The 19,978-nt window shown below is 43.4% G+C and carries 17 protein-coding genes, 1 riboswitch and 1 other annotated feature; of the genes, 7 read left to right on the top strand and 10 right to left on the bottom strand.

From position 1 onward, the window contains the following. Nucleotides 1-112: 112 nt before the first annotated feature. From ACR42H_RS01235 to ACR42H_RS01225, 3 genes are all read right to left on the bottom strand, one after another. Nucleotides 113-1,165, bottom strand: a complete 1,053-nt coding sequence (locus ACR42H_RS01235; RefSeq protein WP_113885046.1) for a FecCD family ABC transporter permease — start codon at nucleotides 1,163-1,165, stop codon at nucleotides 113-115. Continuing rightward, the gene (locus ACR42H_RS01230; RefSeq protein ID WP_113885047.1) at nucleotides 1,131-2,105 is read right to left on the bottom strand and encodes an ABC transporter substrate-binding protein; all 975 of its coding nucleotides are present in this window, start codon (nucleotides 2,103-2,105) and stop codon (nucleotides 1,131-1,133) included. Before ACR42H_RS01230 ends, ACR42H_RS01235 begins: the two co-directional genes overlap by 35 nt. Nucleotides 2,106-2,400: 295 nt before the next feature. Continuing rightward, nucleotides 2,401-2,605: riboswitch (cobalamin riboswitch) on the bottom strand. 80 nt (nucleotides 2,606-2,685) lie between these two features. Beyond that, on the bottom strand, nucleotides 2,686-3,462 hold the full coding sequence (locus ACR42H_RS01225) for a hypothetical protein (RefSeq protein WP_113885048.1): 777 nt from the start codon (nucleotides 3,460-3,462) through the stop codon (nucleotides 2,686-2,688). Nucleotides 3,463-3,827: 365 nt separating this feature from the next. Here ACR42H_RS01225 and ACR42H_RS01220 point away from each other — a divergent pair, with 365 nt between their 5' ends. Next, nucleotides 3,828-5,012, top strand: coding sequence for an FtsW/RodA/SpoVE family cell cycle protein (locus ACR42H_RS01220; RefSeq protein ID WP_113885049.1), 1,185 nt, complete (start codon nucleotides 3,828-3,830; stop codon nucleotides 5,010-5,012). Between the two features lie 30 nt (nucleotides 5,013-5,042). After that, nucleotides 5,043-5,299, top strand: a binding site (T-box leader). A 45-nt stretch (nucleotides 5,300-5,344) separates the two neighbouring features. Next, the gene (gene argS / locus ACR42H_RS01215; protein ID WP_181782408.1) at nucleotides 5,345-7,030 is read left to right on the top strand and encodes an arginine--tRNA ligase; all 1,686 of its coding nucleotides are present in this window, start codon (nucleotides 5,345-5,347) and stop codon (nucleotides 7,028-7,030) included. Between the two features lie 12 nt (nucleotides 7,031-7,042). Here argS and ACR42H_RS01210 read toward each other — a convergent pair whose 3' ends face one another. Further along, entirely contained in the window at nucleotides 7,043-7,924 is an 882-nt protein-coding gene (locus ACR42H_RS01210; RefSeq protein ID WP_113885051.1) for a sulfite exporter TauE/SafE family protein, read from the bottom strand. Nucleotides 7,925-8,107: 183 nt separating this feature from the next. Here ACR42H_RS01210 and ACR42H_RS01205 point away from each other — a divergent pair, with 183 nt between their 5' ends. The 5 genes from ACR42H_RS01205 (at nucleotide 8,108) to ACR42H_RS01185 (ending at nucleotide 12,899) form a co-directional block, all read left to right on the top strand. Further along, nucleotides 8,108-8,545, top strand: a complete 438-nt coding sequence (locus ACR42H_RS01205; protein WP_113885052.1) for a Dps family protein — start codon at nucleotides 8,108-8,110, stop codon at nucleotides 8,543-8,545. 139 nt (nucleotides 8,546-8,684) lie between these two features. Continuing rightward, the gene (locus tag ACR42H_RS01200) at nucleotides 8,685-9,578 is read left to right on the top strand and encodes an EamA family transporter (protein WP_113885053.1); all 894 of its coding nucleotides are present in this window, start codon (nucleotides 8,685-8,687) and stop codon (nucleotides 9,576-9,578) included. A gap of 249 nt (nucleotides 9,579-9,827) precedes the next feature. Further along, entirely contained in the window at nucleotides 9,828-11,513 is a 1,686-nt protein-coding gene (locus ACR42H_RS01195; protein WP_436374503.1) for a mechanosensitive ion channel, read from the top strand. A gap of 122 nt (nucleotides 11,514-11,635) precedes the next feature. Further along, nucleotides 11,636-12,067, top strand: coding sequence for a DUF4395 domain-containing protein (locus tag ACR42H_RS01190; RefSeq protein WP_436374502.1), 432 nt, complete (start codon nucleotides 11,636-11,638; stop codon nucleotides 12,065-12,067). Nucleotides 12,068-12,173: 106 nt separating this feature from the next. Beyond that, on the top strand, nucleotides 12,174-12,899 hold the full coding sequence (locus tag ACR42H_RS01185; RefSeq protein WP_113885056.1) for a YqcI/YcgG family protein: 726 nt from the start codon (nucleotides 12,174-12,176) through the stop codon (nucleotides 12,897-12,899). A gap of 145 nt (nucleotides 12,900-13,044) precedes the next feature. On the opposite strand, the gene ACR42H_RS01180 is transcribed toward ACR42H_RS01185, so the two are convergent. The 6 genes from ACR42H_RS01180 to ACR42H_RS01155 all read right to left on the bottom strand — a co-directional run bounded on the left by ACR42H_RS01180 (nucleotide 13,045) and on the right by ACR42H_RS01155 (nucleotide 19,916). After that, complete coding sequence (locus ACR42H_RS01180) at nucleotides 13,045-13,830, bottom strand: serine hydrolase (RefSeq protein ID WP_436374501.1); 786 nt, start codon at nucleotides 13,828-13,830, stop codon at nucleotides 13,045-13,047. Between the two features lies 1 nt (nucleotide 13,831). Beyond that, nucleotides 13,832-14,842 carry an ABC transporter ATP-binding protein gene (locus ACR42H_RS01175; protein ID WP_113885058.1) on the bottom strand — a complete coding sequence of 337 codons (1,011 nt, stop codon included), beginning with the start codon at nucleotides 14,840-14,842 and terminating at the stop codon, nucleotides 13,832-13,834. Between the two features lie 2 nt (nucleotides 14,843-14,844). Continuing rightward, nucleotides 14,845-15,774: an NlpC/P60 family protein gene (locus ACR42H_RS01170; RefSeq protein ID WP_436374500.1), complete on the bottom strand. Its 930-nt coding sequence runs from the start codon at nucleotides 15,772-15,774 to the stop codon at nucleotides 14,845-14,847. Nucleotides 15,775-15,807: 33 nt separating this feature from the next. Continuing rightward, nucleotides 15,808-16,914, bottom strand: a complete 1,107-nt coding sequence (locus tag ACR42H_RS01165) for a dipeptide epimerase (protein WP_113885060.1) — start codon at nucleotides 16,912-16,914, stop codon at nucleotides 15,808-15,810. Nucleotides 16,915-16,927: 13 nt separating this feature from the next. After that, nucleotides 16,928-17,848, bottom strand: a complete 921-nt coding sequence (locus ACR42H_RS01160; RefSeq protein WP_436374499.1) for a S66 peptidase family protein — start codon at nucleotides 17,846-17,848, stop codon at nucleotides 16,928-16,930. A gap of 439 nt (nucleotides 17,849-18,287) precedes the next feature. Beyond that, a complete protein-coding gene (locus ACR42H_RS01155; protein WP_436374498.1) occupies nucleotides 18,288-19,916 on the bottom strand; it encodes a peptide ABC transporter substrate-binding protein in 1,629 nt (542 codons plus the stop codon). Nucleotides 19,917-19,978: the final 62 nt, after the last annotated feature.

Genomic DNA, 19,978 nt, shown 5'->3' with positions numbered 1-19,978 from the left:
CGCCTTCGGAACAAGTAAAAACCGCTTGTTCCTGCAAACAAAACCCAAGGAAGTTTCCCCTTGGGCGCCCCCTTTGAATGGGTGGACGCCTGCGCTGGACAGTTATCGAAGTTCAAAGTTTATTCTTTCTTTTAATTAAAATAATGGCAAACGCAGGTGCACCGATTATCGCTGTAATCACACCGATTGGAAGCTCTGTTGGTGCAATGATCGTTCGTGAAACCAGATCGGCAATAATAAGAAAGCCTGCACCCATCAGAATGGATAGCGGCAATAAATGCCTATGATCCGGTCCCCATAACAGCCTGGTCAGATGAGGGATCACAAGGCCGACAAATCCTATCGTTCCAGACACAGCTACAGCCGCACCAGTCAAGATGGAGCCAGCTATCAGGACCATCATCTTTCTCTTCTGAACGTCCACCCCTATATGCTGGGCCTTTTCTTCTCCGAAGCTCATGGCATTAAGCTCTTTGCTGTTCACTAAAAGAAGGATGGCACCCAGTACAAAAAACGGAATGATAATTTTAATATACGCCCAGCCTCTCATGGATACACTGCCAAGAAGCCAGCCAATAATCTGTCTTAGCTCCTCTCCAGTAAGGGCAATCATCAGAGAAATTAGAGCGCCAAGAAAAGAACTGAAGATAATGCCTGTTAAAATAATCGTTTCCACTTTCATGGATCTTTCAATTTTCCTGGCAAATAGCAAGACGGCAAAAATGGTTAAAAAGGAAAATAAAATGCTGAATAACGGCAGTGTAAACATTCCTGCAAACGGAATGGATAATCCTAAGAACAATGTTAAAACAGCACCGAGTGAAGCCCCGGACGAAACCCCAATTGTATATGGATCTGCCAGCGGATTTCTTAATAAACCTTGAAAGGCGGCTCCCGCAATTGCAAGAGACGCCCCTACTAAGCCAGCCAGCAATACGCGAGGCAGGCGAATATTCATAATGATATTTGAATGCATAGCATCCGTGTTTTCCAATGAAATAAAAGGAAATAGCTCAGCGCTTATTACTCTGATAATCGTCATGGGGTGAACAGACACTGTTCCAATTGAAATCCCCATCAGAATGGCAAAAAGCAGGAAAGCAGCTGCTGTTATATAAGCTAAAAATTTATTATTTAAATACGTCCGGATATACTGCTTTTGCAAGTTCCTCGACTCCTTCAATAATACGAGGGCCAGAGCGGGTTACCATATCGGAATCAACATCGGCAACCTGCTTATTTTTCACTGCGGTTATATCCTGCCAGCCATCCCTGCCCATTACATTGCCGACAGCATCTTCAGTGTAATAGCCATGAGTTGTGATGATTACATCAGGATTCCTTTCGATAATCGCTTCCGGATCCATTTTTGGCCATCCTTCTTCCGTAATGATATTTTCTGCATTGATGGCACTTAACATTTCGTCCATAAATGTTTCTGTACCTGCTGTATAGATATCAGGAGCAGGTGAAACTTCCACGAATACCGATTTGCGGTCTTCTTCTTTTATGCCCTGAGCTTTTGTTTTAATTTCCTCGAGCTTGCTCTTCATATCTGAAACAAGCTGCTCAGCTTTATCTTTCTCTCCCGCTGCGGTTCCAACCATTACAATGGATTCATAAACCTGATCAAAGCTCTTCGCATCATTGACAACAAGGACGGTCACACCTGCATCTCTTAATTGCTGAAGCCCAGCTTCCGAATTATGTGCGCTTGAAGCGTGAGCAAGGACAAGATCCGGATTTAAAGAAATAATTTTTTCGACATTGAATTCCATGCCGCCAATCTTTTCTTTTTCTGTGGCTTCGGGCGGGTAGTTATCAAAATCGGAGACTCCGACAACTTCTTCTCCAAGTCCCAATTCAAATGCAATTTCGGTGTTGCTTGGAATCATGGACACAATTCTTTCAGGCTTGGAGTCAATGGTGATTTCATTATCAAGAGCATCCTTTATCGTTACAGGAAAAGCAGCCTCTTCCCCGCCGGCATTCTGCCCTTCCTCAGCCTTTTTCTCTTCTTTAGGCTGTTCAGCACTCCCGCCGCAGCCTGCAAGCACTCCTGCAGCCAGAAGCATTGTTAATAAAAATGCATACAATTTTCTCATACTCAGCAATCCTCCTAGAACTTTCGACAAAATTCGAGTGGTGTCTAACACCATCTTAAAAAATGTTCTCATAATATTTTTTAGCTTACAAACGAAGCGCGTTGATTTCCGAGGATCAAGTACACTCCGCTGCAATCAACTCAGTGGCAGAAACTAAGTTAGCCGCCCATAGACTTTTAGAATCAGCCAAATAAAAAACATCCCCTCGAACGGCAAGGAGATGTTGGTATGGTCATTTATCAATCAGTGCAAAAGGGATGGCCGGACCAAACACCTCCCTATCCTCGTAGGTTTATGGGTGCTTAAGAATCAGGCAGGTCTCCTGGCTCATGGTCAATGCGTTCTGCTCCTTCCCATACATTCCTGTACAGTGGATTTACAGACAGCTTCCATTTACAGTGGCGGGACCGCGCTGGAATTTCACCAGCTTCCCTATTAAGTCTTCAAAAGAGCCTGTTTTAAAACCCTTTTGAGAAGACACCTATTCTATGCGGATATAAAATTTTCTATCTCCGATTATACACCATCACATAGAAAAAGTAAGAGAAATTTGCTGAATGTTGTAAAAAAGTTCAGAATTCTAACGCGAGTATATTTTCCATTCCCTTGTTTTCTTATCAAACACAACCTTCGCCTCACATGGCTCTTTTACAATGGCTTCATACTCATCATACATATCATCCATATTCGCAAAGTCACCAATAATCCAAATAGGAATTTCTATCCGGACCCGATTCTGTTCGATATCCTTAATGGAAAGGACCGCTCCTTCTTTCATAAGAGCTTTTAAGGAAAGCAGGACATCTCTGGTGATTGGAGGATACGTCTTTTTCTTTTTTATGCCAAGGAGCGTTTTTTCGACTTTCATCTGTCCCATTTTACCGGGGATTACTTCCCCAAGCATGCGGTAAAAATCGTTCAGATCGCGATAATATGTGCGGTTAAACCAGCCATCATCATGGGCAAGGTACACATAGCGATTGCTCAGATAATTGTAAAAAGGCGGCTTAAGATGTTCCTTGACATGGCCGAGATAAAGGAGCTCAGCAATTGTCTGGCCGGGAAGCTCATTCACCGCTTCCTCTTCCTCGAAATCAATCCAGCAAAAATCGCCATAGCCATATACATCATCCTCAACCAGCCTGCCCAGCTTGTCCCTTGACACATAATCAAACATCGTGTGGGTATTAAAGTCCCCATGCTCAAAACGATGCTTTAACAAAAGCAGATTATTAATAGAATCTGAGAGAGTATGGGCAAACTCTGCAAACTCAATTCCATAAGTCATCACATACTGATCCTGTTCATTAAGATGGATGTAGATGAGATCACGAATAGCATGATTCCTTCTTTTCAATGGCGAAACCTCCGAACCGTTACCCAAAGTGGTGTTTTCAAAGAAAAGCACTGGGCTAGACAGATAAGAATAGCGCAAGCGCCTTCACAAATTAGTAAAAAGACAGCTTCTTTTGAAACTGCCTGTTAAATATCCAGTATTTTATTCTCTTATTGTAGCAAAAATAGCTGAAAATATCTTGCCGATGAGAAAAAATTTTAAATTGCATCATTCCCGGATTTTTTGAAAATACAGGAAACCATCATGCTGATTCATTCGTCTAACTACATGCAGAGAAAAAATGTAATCTGTTCTCCATTGTAAGGGTTATTTTTCTTTGTTAGGATAAAAATGTAAAAAAAGGTAAAGAAACCAGGTGTATACAAATGAACAAGAATAATAGATTCTCAGACCGATTCGATTGGACGTTATGCTTTCTTCTGCTGCTATTTTTCCTCATCAGCTGCATCGCTATTTACAGCGGACAATCCTCCAATCAATATGAAGGGAATTTTGTCGTCTCACAAATAAAAAATTATGTTGTCGGAGCTATCATTGTGGCAATTGTCATGTATTTTGACAGCGAGCAAATCAGAAGGCTTACTTGGCCGCTGTACGGTTTAGGCATCCTATTGCTTGTCGGGTTATTCATTGCACCGGATAGCATTGCACCAGAGCGCAAAGGGGCTACATTGTGGTATATCATTCCTGGACTTGGTTCTGTGCAGCCTTCTGAGTTTGTTAAGGTATTCCTTATCATTGCCCTCAGCAAAATCATCGCTGACCACCATCTGAAATTTCAGGCAAAGACCGCAGGCACGGACTTTTTCCTTCTAATCAAATTAGGGGCAGCCACATTGCCCCCATTAGGATTGATTATTATTGAAGACCTGGGTACCGCCCTTGTCATCATCGCCATATTAACAGGAATCATCCTGGTTTCCGGAATCACCTGGAAAATCCTTGTTCCGATTTATGGGATCCTGGGCGCCTTTGCAGGAACCGTTCTATATCTGGTCATCATAGCACCGGAGATTTTGGAGAAGTACCTTGGGATAGACCCCTATCAGTTCAGCAGAATTTATTCCTGGCTTGACCCGGTTAATCACAAGCAGGGAGCAGGAATGCAGCTGTACAACTCCATGCTCGCAATCGGCTCAGGATTAATATCCGGTAAAGGGTTTACTGACAGACAGGTGTATGTGCCTGATGCCCATACTGATTTTATTTTTAGTGTCATTGGCGAGGAGTACGGCTTCTTTGGTGCCAGTGTAGTAATCAGCCTTTTCTTTCTGCTCATCTATCACTTAACTAAAACCGGCTTGGAGACGACCGACCCTTTTAATACCTATATTTGCGTCGGGGTCATCAGTATGATCACGTTCCATGTATTTCAAAATATCGGTATGACTATTCAGGTACTGCCAATCACCGGCATTCCGCTTCCGTTTATCAGCTACGGCGGAAGCTCGCTTATGGGAAACATGATGGCGATGGGACTGATTTTCAGCATTCGCTACCATCATAGAACTTATATGTTTTCAACAGATTCAAATTATGTTGCAAAATAATTCCAACAGCGTATAATAACATTAATATATTTAGTGTCTATGATGAAGAGAGTAGCAAAGGGCTCTTTCCTAAAAGCGAGACAGGGGCGGTGCAAGCCTGTCGGAAAACCTTTTTGCGAAGCGCACTTCGGAGATGCATAGCTGAATGGAAAGTAGGCTATGCCGGGTTAGGAGTCCCGTTACCAAACCTCATAAGGAATGCGTTCAAATATTAGGAAACGTCCTTTCGCAAGAGGTCCTTTGGACAATCAGAGTGGTACCGCGGGCAGATTCAGCTCGTCTCTATATTTTTATAGAGACGGGCTTTTTTATTTTCCAGGAGGTGTAATATGATCAATTTCAAAGCTATTTTCACAGCTCAGCTGGCTTCAGTGCTGAATGGGCAGCTTTCTGACGAAGCAATTGCAGACTTAATTGAAGCGCCAAAGAATCCGGCACATGGCGATCTTGCTTTTCCTTGTTTTACACTCGCCAAAGCATTCAGGAAATCACCTGCCTCCATTGCTGAAGAGACAGCATGCCTGATTCAGGGACCGCATATCGAAAAAGCTGAGGCTGCTGGTCCTTACATTAATATCTTCTTTTCCAAAGAGTCAGCCGGTGCAGGCATAATGGAAAAAATCTTAAACAAAGGTAAGGAATATGGGCAGCTGAATGATGGCGCAGGCAAAACAGCCGTGCTTGATTTCTCTTCGCCAAACATCGCAAAGCCCTTCTCCATGGGCCATTTGCGGTCTACAGTCATTGGAAACGCCCTAGGCAGTCTAGCTGAAAAATGCGGTTATACAGCGGTCAGAATCAACCACTTAGGCGACTGGGGCACACAATTCGGCAAGCTGATCACCGCTTATAAAAAGTGGGGCAGCCCGGATAAAGTGAAGGAAAATCCAATAAAGGAACTGCTTAGCCTTTATATACGCTTCCATGAAGAAGCAGAAGCTAACTCAGCCCTTGAAGATGAAGCGCGTTCCTGGTTCAAAGAGCTTGAAAACGGAAATGAGCAAGTTCAGGCACTGTGGAGCTGGTTCAGAGATGAATCATTGAAAGAATTCCAGCGGGTTTATGATATGCTTGGCATTCATTTCGACTCATACAATGGCGAAGCCTTTTATAATGATAAAATGGAGCCCGTCATAGAGGAGCTGACGGCAAAAGACCTGCTGGCTGAGTCTGAGGGTGCAGAGGTGGTTCAACTGCCTGACGAAGGCCTTCCTCCATGCCTGATAAAAAAATCCGACGGAGCGACCCTGTATGCAACACGGGATCTCGCAGCAGCTTTTTACAGAAAAGAAACTTATCAGTTTGATCACTCCCTATACATTGTCGGTCAGGAACAGAGCATCCATTTCAGGCAGGTTAAAAGCGTTATCAAAAAGATGGGATATGAATGGGCGGATAATATGACACACGTCCCATTTGGCCTCTATTTAAAAGATGGAAAAAAGATGTCTACCCGAAAAGGCAGAGTCATCCTTCTTGAGGAGGTCCTGAATGAAGCAATCCTTCTCGCAAAGAATAATATCGAAGCTAAAAATCCCGGCTTGGAAAACAAAGGTGAAGTCGCTGAAGCAGTCGGCATCGGGGCTATTCTGTTTCATGATCTGAAAAATGACCGCATGAATAATATTGAATTTTCACTTGAAGATATGCTGACATTTGAAGGAGAAACAGGACCCTATCTGCAATACACCAATGCCCGGGCCTATTCCCTGCTCCGTAAGGCAGACGATGTCCCATCTGCTGAAAATGGGCTATCTGATTCTTATAGCTGGGAAATTATCAAGCTGCTCTATCAGTATCCTGAAAAAATCAGACAATCTTATATGCAGCTTTCCCCTTCTGTCCTGGCTAAGTATTTGATTGATGTGGCTCAAGCCTTCAATAAATACTACGGACAGGTAAGAATATTGGAAACGGATAACGGCGTCAAATCAAGACTTGCCCTTGTCAAAGCAGTCACAATTGTTCTTTCCGACGGCATGCAAACACTCGGCATGAAGGTGCCCCGGCAAATGTAAAAGGAGAGGCCATTATGGTCTCTCCTTTTTTGCCTTTATGCGGGCATTTGCTTTCTGCACTTTCACAAGGCTTCTTACTAAAAATCCGCCGACAAAGATGGCCATCAGCACTAGGCCGGTATAATTCAAATGTATTAATTTCAAAATCACACTTGCCACTGTAGCCATATATAAGGCTCCTAGCATATAGGTGATCTCTTCGTTTTCAAAATAGGAGGTAAGCCTTGCTCCAAATTGTGATCCTATCAGGCCTCCTGTTACGAGTGAAATGCCAATCCAATAATCAATGCTGACAGTAGAAGCGTAGGATAGGAAGCCTGCGGATACGATTAACATGACAGCAAACAAGCTGGTCCCTACTGCTTTCTTCGGCATCATCCCTAAATAGGCAACCGATAAAGGCACCATAATAAAGCCGCCGCCAACACCTAATGTCGTAGAAACAAATCCTGCAAAAAATCCAATCAGCACCATTTTCACAATGGATGGAGAAAGTTCAGAAGGCAGAACGGCACTGGTTGATTTTCTCCCTCTTTTTAACATGCCCAAAGCAAAATAAGACAGCAGAATGATATAAAACAAAGGAACTGCCCACGTATCCCAGCCCTTTTCCTCAAGAAACAGCACAAATGGGTGGGCGGCCTGAGTAGCTGCCATGCCGCTTAGTCCAAGAATCAGCCCTTGCTTAAGCCATATATTCTTCATCCTGATATGAGCGAAAATGCCTGAAAGAGAGGTGCCAATTGAAAAAAGCAAACTCGTGGTGATTGCTTCTACCGGAGAAAAGCCAAACAGCATGAGTGTCGGAGTAAGAATGAATCCCCCGCCTACCCCAAAAAAACCAGAGAGCACACTAATAAGCGCTCCGAGCGCAATAAATAAGAGATATTCCATTAAAAATCCTCACTAACCTTTATGTCTTGCCAATTAAGCGGTACTATATCACTTTACCATAATCAGCCATGGTTATACTGTGGATTTTGAATTTACCTTATTTATAATTATTATAAATAAGTATTGATTTTAATTTAGTATTTGTTATAATAAATATATAAATGATTTAGGGGGAATATAACAATGGAAAAATTACATGCAGCATTAAATGTACAAATCGCAAACTGGAGTGTTCTTTATACTAAATTGCACCGCTACCACTGGTTTGTAAAAGGCCCACTCTTCTTTACCCTTCATGAAAAGTTCGAAGAATTATATAATGAAGCAGCGGAAGTTGTGGATGAGTCAGCTGAACGCCTGCTTGCAATCGGCGGCTCACCGGCAGCGACATTAAAGGAGTTCTTAAGCATCACTACTCTTGAAGAGTCCAATGGGGAAAAGAAAGCAGAAGATATGGTTGCTGCTCTTGCTTCCGATTATAGACATATTAAAGAACAATTAATTTCTTTAGCCCAGCTTGCTGAGGAGCAGGGAGATCAAGTGACAGGCGACTTTGCCATCGGTCTTATGGAGAAATTGGATACGCATATTTGGATGTTAAATGCCTACTTAGGAGAATAATCGATAATAAAGAAAGAGTCAGTGAGAAAAATCACTGGCTCTTATTTTTGTGAAGAAAAAAACCGTTCCCTTAAAGGCTCACTGAGATGTTATGATTGACCTGATTGCCTGATATCATCTTCTGAAAGGAGTATCCATAATGGCAAACTTAAAATATTCATTATTTATTTTTCTGGGCGCATGCAGTTATGGCATTCTGGCATCCATTGTGAAGCTCGGACTCCAAGCCGGCCACTCTGTTCCTGAATTGACTGGAAGCCAATATTTATTTGGGCTCCTTTTGCTGTTGCTTTCTTTCCCATTTATCAAAAGAATGAAAATCACCCTTAAACAAACAGCAGCTTTATTATTGACCGGTGCCTCCCTTAGTTTAACAGGCATTCTATATGGAATGAGCCTTGATCGGAATCCGGCCTCCACCGCTGTTGTCCTCTTATTTCAGTTCACCTGGATAGGAATTCTTTTAGAAGCCCTATATGAAAGAAAGATGCCCAGCAAAGCAAAAGTCATTTCTTCGATCTTGCTTATTATAGGGACTGTATTTGCAAGCAACCTGATTAATTCCGGGTCACATCCTATTAAAGCTGATGGACTGATCTATGGCTTATTATCTGCTGTTACATTTGCCGTATTCATTTTTGCGAGCGGCAAGGCAGGTAAAGGAATTCCAACCATCCAGAGGAGCATCTTCATCACATTTGGCGGTCTTCTTCTGGTTGCAGCTGTTTCAGGCCCCGTCATAATAAGCGGTGGCATACAGCTAGAGGGCCTGTGGAAATTCGGGCTGCTGATGGCATTATTCGGCGCTATTTTCCCAATTGTATTCTTTGCAATCGGTTCACCTCATTTAGATTCAGGTCTTGCCACGATTGTAGGTTCTGCCGAACTCCCGGCCGCTGTTGCTGCTGCCATGCTGATTCTTGGCGAAAGAATTTCAGAAACACAGACTTTCGGAATCGTGCTGATCCTGATTGGAATAAGCATTCCGCAGTTCTCATTTAAAAAAGCAGCAAAGAATCGTTTTAGCACGTAAGGAGTTTTTACGGCAAAAATTATTTTGAGGAGACTTTGGAGATCCACTCCAAAGTCTTTTTTCTTTAAAGGCTGTTGCACCGGGTTCGGACTCATTTGACCAGAATTCACCTCCTACTGTCCGAATTAGCGCAGGATTCTTTACGATATTCTCCTTCATAAAGGACTATTTAAAGAAGACTGTTTACTCCTAAAAGCAGTGGGTATATGAAAGTATGCATTCTACAAATTCTTTTAAGGAGTGACAATATTGGACAATAATCGGTACTGGGGCGGATTTGATTACCTTTTGGCCAAACTGCCTGATTTATTATTAGCACTATTAGTATTATTAGTTGGCTGGATTATCGCAAAAGCAATCGAAAAAGCCCTTTTAAAAGGCCTGCGCAAAACCAGCCTTGATGACAGAGTATTCCCTGATAAAGCAAATAGAAAATATTCATCTGAGAAAATAATCAGCAAGATTATTTACTATCTGCTTTTAGTGTTCGTGTTTATCTTGTTCTTCAATATATTGGACCTCGATATTATCGCTGCACCGCTTGTGGGCATGTTCTCCTCCATCATGGCAGCAGTGCCGAGCATTTTAAAAGCAGCTCTAATTCTATTATTCGCATGGCTGATCGCCACTGGACTCAGCCTGCTGATCAGAAAGAGCGGCAGAACGCTCAAAGTTCATGAAAAGCTGAGCAAATGGAATTTAACAGACAATAAAGAGCAGCCTGCCAATGTTATTGATAACGCAGCTAAAATTGTTTTCTACCTGACATTGCTGGTATTCCTGCCGGCTGTATTGGGAGCTCTAAACCTGAATGGAATTGCCGGACCGTTCACCGGCATGCTTGAAAGCATCCTTGCCTTTTTGCCTAAGCTTCTTGCAGCAGCCCTGATATTATTTGTCGGGTGGTTTGTTGCAAAAATCGTCCGCGATATTGTAACGAATTTCCTGCAGGCTATTGGAAGTGAAAAACTAACCGCAAGACTTGGCTTAAACCGATTGTTTGAAGGGACAAGCCTGGCATCTGTAATTGGCACAGTTGTGTTTGTGCTTATTCTGATCCCAACAGTCATTGCCGCTCTCGAGAGATTGGATATTGAAGGCATTTCCGGACCTGCCATTGCCATGCTGAATGACGTCCTGACGATGCTGCCGAATATTGCTGTAGCTATATTCTTCGTGCTAATTGGCGTTTGGCTCGGAAAATGGGTCCGCAAATTCGTCTCCAGTTTACTCGAACGCATCGGCTTGAATTCTTACTTCTCCGGTATGGGATTAAACAAGTCTGCTGCAGCAGGCAATGGTTTAAGCTTCTCCCAGCTGATTGGCTATATTGCAGAAGTGATTATTGTCCTGTTGTTTGTGGTGCAGGCTCTTAATATCCTTGGCCTTGACTTCCTCGTAACATTGGCGACAGGTGTAATTGCCTACCTGCCTCATGTGATTGCAGCTCTTGTCATTCTTGGTGTAGGTTTGTGGCTGGGCAGTCTGGTTAAGAAATTGCTAAGCACGATTCTTCAAGGACCGCATTATAAATTCCTTGCCAATGTCGCCCAGGCAGCCATTATCGCGATTTCAATCTTTATGGCACTTGATCAGCTTGGTCTCGCAGCTTCCATTGTCAATGCCGCGTTCGTTCTAACACTTGGTGCACTTGCACTGGCATTCGGCTTATCATTTGGTCTGGGAGGGAAAGACTTTGCTGCCAAATATCTTCAAAAGCTTGATCGTAAAATTGAAGAAACAACCATTAATAAAGATGCCGATACGAAAGCAGTGATGAAAGAAGCTATGCCGGAGATGAAACCAGGCAATGCCCCTGGCAGTACTGATAAACCGATTAACCCAACAAATTCGGATCCATCTATGAATCCGGCAAACGACCCATTAAATCCGCGCAATAACCGGATGGATGAAAACAATGGGCCATTGAAATAATATGGGAAGCACGTCCCTGTGGGCGTGCTTTTTTATTTTCCAGGCTTTTTATCTTCACAAAAACCTGCAATTTAAGTAAACTATTAATACCTATAAAACCAATGAGAAAGGTCGGAAAATAATTGGCAAATACAACGGTTTCTATTCCCCGTCCGCTCGTAAGAACCAATCAATGGTCAATCGTATTAAGTGTTTTAGCTTCGTGGATTACCGGAGAAGCATGGATTCTCGCCATACCCCTCCTTGCAGGTATAATGGGCCTATTGTTCGGCTACAATCCCATTATGCGTACAGCAAAACATTTTCTAAGAAAAAATCCTGCTGATTACATTCCCGAAGACTGGGAGCAGCAGCAATTTAATCAGGTGATTGCCGTTGCTTGCCTGGCGCTGGGCCTAACCGGCTTTCTTCTGGGCTGGACAGCTGCAGGATATGTTTTTACAGCTATGGTAGCTCTATCAGCATTTGTTGCCATTCTTGGATTTTGCATAGGCTGTTTTATCCGCTTTCAGCTCAATCAATATAAATACCGAAAATCGTTAGATAATTCTTAAGGCAGCCATCATGGCTGTCTTTTTCTTTTCCATTTCCACCCAGCTAGTTTCAAAGGACTTTTTAAGGGGTACATATTTCATAAGTAAATCATTCTGAGGTGAAAAAATGAAAACTGCCAGTAAGTTTCTTTTAACAAAAGAAGATATGACTAACCCCGAAATTGTGCCTGGGTGGGTTACTCAAGAATATAAAACATTTCATGATACGGTTACAGATAAAACCTTCCCGTGCTATTTTGGAATGACTGCTGAAATGCGCGGCGAATTAAGATATGCCTATATTACACAGGAGGACTGGTCTAACCTGCCGGAAGCCCTCGAATCCTTTATCGAGCTTTTTGAGGCACCAAAACTGATTCGCCATGGCCTGTTTGTATTTGTTGAGCCGGAAAAAGATGAAAAACCGCTTGAACATTACAGAGAATATTTCTGGAATATTCTTCAGTATTTGCATAAGGTTGATACAAAGCCTTGGCCCAAGGATTATCCGACAGATCCTGACCATCACCTTTGGGCGTTTTCTTTTGCTGAGGAACCATTCTTTGTGTTTGGAAATGCGCCTGCCTACAAGCAGCGAAAGACGAGGGATCTAGGCAACAGCCTTGTCCTCGGTTTCCAGCCGCGCCGCATCTTTGAAGGTCTTGAAGGCACCTCTAAAGGCGGCATCATGTCCAGGGAAAAGGTCAGGGAACGGGTTGAAAAATGGGATGGCCTTCCTACCCATCCAAACATCAGCCACTATGGCGATCCCGAACACCGTGAGTGGAAACAATACTTTATCGGTGATGACATTAAACCTATCAAAGGGAAATGCCCTTTTCATCATAAATAATTTTGAAAGCGCAGCGCCTTGCGCACGAAATATTATCGAGGATCTTCCGTCTTCCGCCCAATCACCTAAGCGGGCAGATCGGAAATCTGGCTGAAGTGCAAAAACTGCATAAATAAATAAGGAACCGTTCTCAGTAAACGGTTCCTTATTTATGGGTTATATATTGATTAATGCGACTGCCGATTGCGGCCAGTACTTCTCCGCCGGCTGCCTGGCTTTGAAGCTGGTCCACAAGTACAGCGGCGTAAACGGTGTTTCCTTTATAGGTAAATATGGCGCAATCATGCTCTATTCCGGGAAGTTCCCCTGTTTTGCTGGCAACCTTGACTTTTTCCGTGTCTATCGTGTTTGCAAGTTTATTCTTATACTGCTGTTTTTCCAATATATCCAGAGCTTTTTCTGTATATTTCCCGGATAAAAGTGAATGCTCTGCCAATGCCTTCATGCCATACACCATATCCCTGGCAGTCGTGATGTTGTCCATGCCGTTTTTCAATGCCTCAAAGTCCATCATCTTCCTGTTTAATTCTGTGCAATTAAAGCCCAAACCTTTGATAAGCTGATTGATTTTCTCTATTCCCAGCCTCTCAATGATAAGATTAGTCGCTGTATTATCAGATACAATGACCATGAGCGTCATTAAGTCTATAACCTTCACCTTCAAATCTTTGCTCATGGCCTGCAGTATCCCAGCCCCGCCAACCCGGACAGTATCATTCACTTCTGCTTCTTCATCAAGCTGAAGCAGGTTATTCTCCGCCTCCGAAAGACCCGCGAGTAAAATAGGAACCTTAATTAAGCTTGCGGAAGAGATAACATCATCGGCATTTGTTTCGATTACACCATCCCCTGTATGGATGTATACGGCCACGTGTCCTTCACAGCAGCTGGCCAAATCAAGAATTTCTGCTTTGAGAGTATGAAAGTTCATGTTATTTCGCAGCGGCTACTTGCGGCCGGTTATGGTCGCCAGTTACCTTTTCATTATATAAATGGCAGGCCACAAAGTGATCCTTCTCAATCTCCTGCCACTCAGGCTTCATGGAAGCACAGGCCTCCATCGCATAAGGGCAGCGCGTCCGGAATACGCAGCCGCTTGGAGGATTCATCGGACTCGGGAGTTCCCCTTCCAAAATGATTCTTTCCCGGTGATCCTCAACATCTGGGTCAGGGATGGGAATCGCCGACAGCAAGGCCTGTGTATAAGGGTGAAGCGGATTTTTATATAAGTTTTCGCTTGTCGTTAATTCCACTAAATTCCCCAAATACATAACGCCAATTCTGTCGCTGATATGTTTGACCATCGAGAGATCATGGGCGATAAATAAGTAGGTCAGGCCCTTTTTCTTTTGGAGCCCCTTAAGCAGGTTGACTACCTGGGCTTGTACCGATACATCCAGTGCGGAGATCGGCTCATCAGCAATAATGAATTCCGGCTCCAGCGCTAATGCACGGGCAATCCCAATTCTTTGCCTTTGACCGCCGCTGAATTCATGCGGGTAGCGGTTGGCATGATCGCGGTTAAGACCCACATCCTCCAGAAGCTGATAGACCCGCTCAAGCCGTTCCTTCTTGTTCGGATATAACCCATGCACTTCCATGGGCTCCGAGATAATCTCCTGGACGGTTGACCGCGGATTCAACGAAGCATATGGATCCTGAAAGATCATCTGCATCTTCCTGTGAAAAGCAAATCTTTCTTTCTCAGTCATGGTATGGACATTCTTTCCGTCATAAAGGACTTCGCCTTCCGTACGGTTATATAAACCAATAATTGTACGCCCTGCGGTTGACTTTCCGCAGCCGGATTCGCCGACAATCCCGAAGGTTTCTCCTTGTTTGATATGAAAGGAGACATCATCAACGGCCTTCAGAGTCTGTCCTTTCCCCATTGAAAAATGTTTTTTCAAATTATTGACTTTTAACAGTGCTTCTTTTGGCATATTTATTCCTCCGTCTCTTGCCAGTAGCGTCTAGCTGCACATAGTTCCTTTTCATAGATGGTATCTTTCAAGTCGATAATTTCGATGGTTTTACCGGTATTAGGAGAATGAAGCAGCTTTCCATCACCATAATAGATGCCTACATGATGAAGTTTGCCTTTTCCTTCTTCATAAGCAAAAAATAATAAGTCCCCCGGTTCAATGGCGTCAAGTTCCACCAAGTACCCTGCTTCCGCCTGATCATGGGCATCGCGCGGGATGATAAATCCATTTGCTTTGCACATAGAATAGCTGAAGCCTGAGCAGTCATATCCAAAGCTGCTCATGCCGCCCCATAGATATGGCAGGCCTATAAATTGTTCCCCCGCATCGATGATGTCTTTTCCGCTGCCTTTCCGTATAGCCTCAATTGTTTCATACACCTGTACATCTTCAGGTTTTAAATATCCTGCTCCCTCAGGTGTCTGTACCTGAATCCACTCTGCTTCTTCTTTTAACACTGGGAGTATGGTTTGATAGCTTAGAACAAGTTCTCTCTCTCTGTCATTAGAATAGAGAGTTGCTTTTTTCTTCTGAATGACTGCAGCCATTCTTCTATCAAGCTTCCAATCTTCATTTTTAGTCAGCTGGGCTTTCGGCAACCAGCCAGGGTATCCTCTCCCGTCCTTAGAAGAAGGCTGGCTCGGGACCACAACATGAACCCACCCATCCTTCTCCTCCAATATAATCACTTCTTCTCCGTACAGAACTTGTGATTGAACAAGATTTCCGTCACAAAGTTCCAGCCGGGGCTCATATGTAAGCTTTTCAAGCCAGGAATCCAGATTAACTGGATTGGTGATCGCTTCAAAGTCAATTTCTCTTGATGAATCGCTTGCTGTCCACAAGGTTGCAGCAGGAACCGAAACCAGCCATTTTTGCTGAATTGCCAAAACGAATTCCTCCTTTTTAATATCCAGAATTTATCAGGAAGTCAGTTCATGCTTGTTCACTATTAACGATACATTCCTGATGCCAAGGCCATGTTCAGAAGGCAAAGTGATTTTGCGGCCGGTATAATGGATTCCGCCTTCCACAATTTCCTTTGCCATCATCAATGGAGCGTCAAAATCAAAACGGGTTATATTCTTTTTGCTTGCTGCAAAATGGGCCGCAGCCGTAATGCCGATCTTGGTTTCAATCATGCTGCCCACCATGCACTCCATCCCGCAGACTTCAGCGAGCTGATTGATGATCTGTGCCTGATAAATGCCGCCTGATTTCATCAGCTTAATATTGATTAAATCAGCACTTCGGGTCTTAATGACTTCAAATGCCTGCTTCGGGGAAAAGACACTTTCGTCTGCCATAATCGGTGTATCTACCGCATCGGTAACCTGCTTAAGGCCCTCTATATCCCAGGCCTTCACAGGCTGTTCGACAAGCTCAATATTCAAGTCCAAAGCTTCCATTTTTCGGATGGCATAGATAGCATCCTTTGATTTCCAGCCCTGATTGGCATCGAGCCGGATTTTAATCTTTGATCCGACTCGTGTGCGGATTTCTCTAATTCTCTCAATATCTGTTAAAATATCATCCTTGCCGACCTTCACCTTAAGGACATTAAAGCCCTGCTGAACATAGGAAACAGCATCTTCGCCCATTTCCTCCGGGCCATTGACGCTTACCGTATAATCCGTTTCCACCTCATTTTTGTGTCCGCCTAAAAATTGATAAAGGGGCAGTTTGCACTGCTGTGCAAGACAATCATACAATGCCATATCCACTGCAGCCTTTGCACTTGAATTTCCTATTAAAGCTGACTGAATTTCCTGGAAGATATCTTCATAGTTTAGAAGGCTCTTATTGACCAGCATCGGCTTTAATACATGATGAATGGCGGATTCTATGCTTGATAGGCTGTCTCCAGTGATTACCACAGTGGGAGGGGCCTCCCCCCAGCCGAAAATACCGTTATCGCAAGTTACCTTTACAACAACCGTTTCTGCTGTCTCAACCGTTCTCAAAGCTGTTTTAAATGGTTTTTTCAGTGGTACCGCAGCTCTATATGTTTCGATCGTGTTTATTTTCATCTATACCACCCTTTTACTTAACGCCGCTTTCGATTGTCAGCTTTTTACCGGCCGCATCCAATTCTGCCCTTACACCTAATGGCACAGAAATATGAGGAGAGCAATGGCCGATGTTAAAGCCCGTTACAGCCGGCTTATTCATCCTTTTTATATACGAATCCAGCACTTCATCCAATTCCAGGGAAAGTTCTCTCTCCGGGACGCAATTATTAAAGTCCCCGATGATAAAGCCGGCCGCATCCTCAAGCTTCCCGGCCATATGCAGCTGGTTTAGCATGCGGTCGACCGCACGGGGCTCTTCATTGATGTCTTCAATAAGCAAAAGCTTATCTTTTGTATCAATTTCGAATTGTGTTCCAATCGTGCTGGCCAAGAGAGACAGATTGCCTCCCGTTAAGATTCCTGAGGCACTCCCGCTTACCATTGTCTCCAGGTTGGAAATACCGTCAGGGTAGTCAAGACTTACAGGTTCGAATAACTGGTTAAAGTATTGCTTCGAAAGGGGATCCGCATCCTCTTTTCCAATATCGGAAGCCAGCATCGGTCCATGAAAAGTAACCAATCCGGTCTGCTGGCGGATTGCGGTGTGCAGAAATGTAATATCACTGTAGCCCCAGAAAATTTTCGGGTTTTCTTTTATCAGGCTGTAATCGATTTGGGACGCAATTCTCCCTGTGCCATAGCCGCCGCCTGCACAAATAATGGCTTTAACTTCCTCATCCTTAAACATGTTATGTAAATCCGCCAGCCGGTCTTCATCCTTACCGGCCAGGTAACCATATTGATCAGTCACATGATCGCCCAGCTTTACCTTTACTCCAAGCTCCGCCAAAAAGACCAGGGAGCGCTTCAGGTTTTCCTGATTGGGAGGACTTGCCGGTGCTATAATTCCAATCACATCGCCTTTTTCCAGGCGCTGAGGTTTCATTGCCATGCTGCCACATCCTTTTAATTGTTTATTAGCATTATATGCTCCTTCAGCAAAAGCATTGTTTGGGAAATGAAATAATTGTCGGGGATATAAGCCAAAATTCGGGAAAATGTATTATTTTTCGGGAAATAATTCGAAAAGCGCAGAGCGCCAGCTTACCGGCGATAAGCATAAGACAAACGCCAGCAGAGGGTATCCTGCCTTCAGAAGTGATTGCCCGAAAAACCAAGGCGACTGCTTAGGGACGACAAGCATAAATGACCTCAAATCCCTGGGAGCCGCAGTTAGCCAAGCTTAAGATCTCGAGCAGACGGCGCTCAGAGCTAGGCAGTTTTTAAAGTTCAAAGATTCTATTCTTCAAAAAATTATTCTTCTGAAAAAAAGGGATGTTCGCACGAACACCCCTTTTTTCCTGTTACCTTCAAATCAAGCCGAAGGAGTATTACTTCTTATCTGCCCATTTAAGCTCCACGTATCCAACCGGATGGCGGACAATTCCTGAAACAGCATCATTATAGAGATAAACCTGGTTGTAGAAATGGATAGGGATAATCGGCATTTCTTCAAATAAGATTTTTTCAGCTTCATACATTAGTTCAAAGCGTTTGGCTTCATCTGCTTCATTCTTTGCATCTTTAATCAGCTGGTCATATTTCTCATTGCTCCAGCCAGTACGGTTCATGGAATGTCCTGTCTGGAAGTTTTCAAGGAAGTTAATAGGATCTGCGTAATCAGCAAGGAACGAGCTTCGTGATAATTGGAATTTAAGCGCTTTTTGTTCTTCAGCAAATACATTCCATTCCATGTTGGCAAGCTTTACTTCCACGCCAAGGTTTTCCTTGAACATTTGCTGAAGTGCTTCAGCTATTTTCTTGTGTGTATCATCCGTGCTGTATGTTAAGGTAACTTCTGGAAGCTTATCATATCCTTCCTCTTCCATACCTTTTTCAAGTAATGCCTTCGCTTCTTCTGCATTTGTTTTTACAAGATCTCCGGATACTTCACGGAAATCTTTTCCTGAAGGATCAGCAAATCCATATGAAACAAATCCATATGCTGGCTTTTCACCATTCTTTGTGACGAAATCAACAATTTGCTGCTGATCCACTGCCATCGCAAATGCTTTACGGATGTTAAGATTCTGGAATGGCTCCATGTTTACATTAAATCGATAGAAATAATCTCCAGCCTGGTCCTCAACTTTTGCCTCTCCCAGAAGCTGCTCACTTAGCTCAGATGGTACATCAGATACATCCAGTTCTCCAGATTGGTACATTTGATATTCTGTATTTGTATCATCAATGATTGCCCAGTGGATTTTATCAAGCTTTACCGTCTCAGCATCCCAATATTGATCGTTTTTCTCCATTACAAAATGGCTGTCATGCTCCCATTCCGTTAAGTTGAAAGGGCCATTTCCGACAAAAGATTCAGCTTCAGCAAACCACTTCGGGTTTTCTGTTGCAACTTTTTCGTTAATGGGGAAAAATGCCGGGTTAGTAATCACACTTAGGAAGTAAGCTTGCGGACTAACTAAAGTAACTTCAAATGTTTTGTCATCAACTGCTTTTACTTTTACATCATCAGCTGATCCTTCCCCATTGTTATATGCTTCTCCACCTTCAATGAAGTAGCCAAGGAAAGCGGCTGAAGAACCTGTATCAGGATTTAAAAGGCGCTTCCATGCAAATTCGAAGTCACCTGCAGTTACAGGATCACCATTTGACCATTTTGCATCCTCACGGATATGAAAGGTGTAAGTCTTTCCATCTTCTGAGATATCCCATTTTTCAGCAATAGCTGCCTCTGGTTCATGATCTTGCCCCAGACGGGTCAAACCTTCCATCAAGTTATTCAGTGCGCTCCAGGAAACAGAGTCAAAGCCGATAGGAGGGTCAAACGAAGTCGGCTCCTGGCCATTGTTCAAATAAAGCACTTTTTCAGCACTTTCTTCTTCTTTCTTGCCATCATCCTTGCTGTCTGTCTCTTTGCCGGCATTTTCATTTGCCGTACAGGCTGCCATTACAAATAGCAATACTCCTGCCAGCAGCAGTGATAAAAACTTTTTCATTCTTTTTCCCCCTCTTAAAATATATTTCTTTATCTACCAGGTGCCTGTTTGACAGCTGATAG

This window comes from Cytobacillus sp. BC1816 (assembly GCF_051353635.1).
In the GTDB taxonomy this organism is placed as follows: domain Bacteria; phylum Bacillota; class Bacilli; order Bacillales; family Cytobacillaceae; genus Cytobacillus; species Cytobacillus oceanisediminis_C.
The sequence above is the reverse complement of the archived record's forward strand: the minus strand, read 5'-3'. Positions and strand labels throughout refer to the sequence as shown.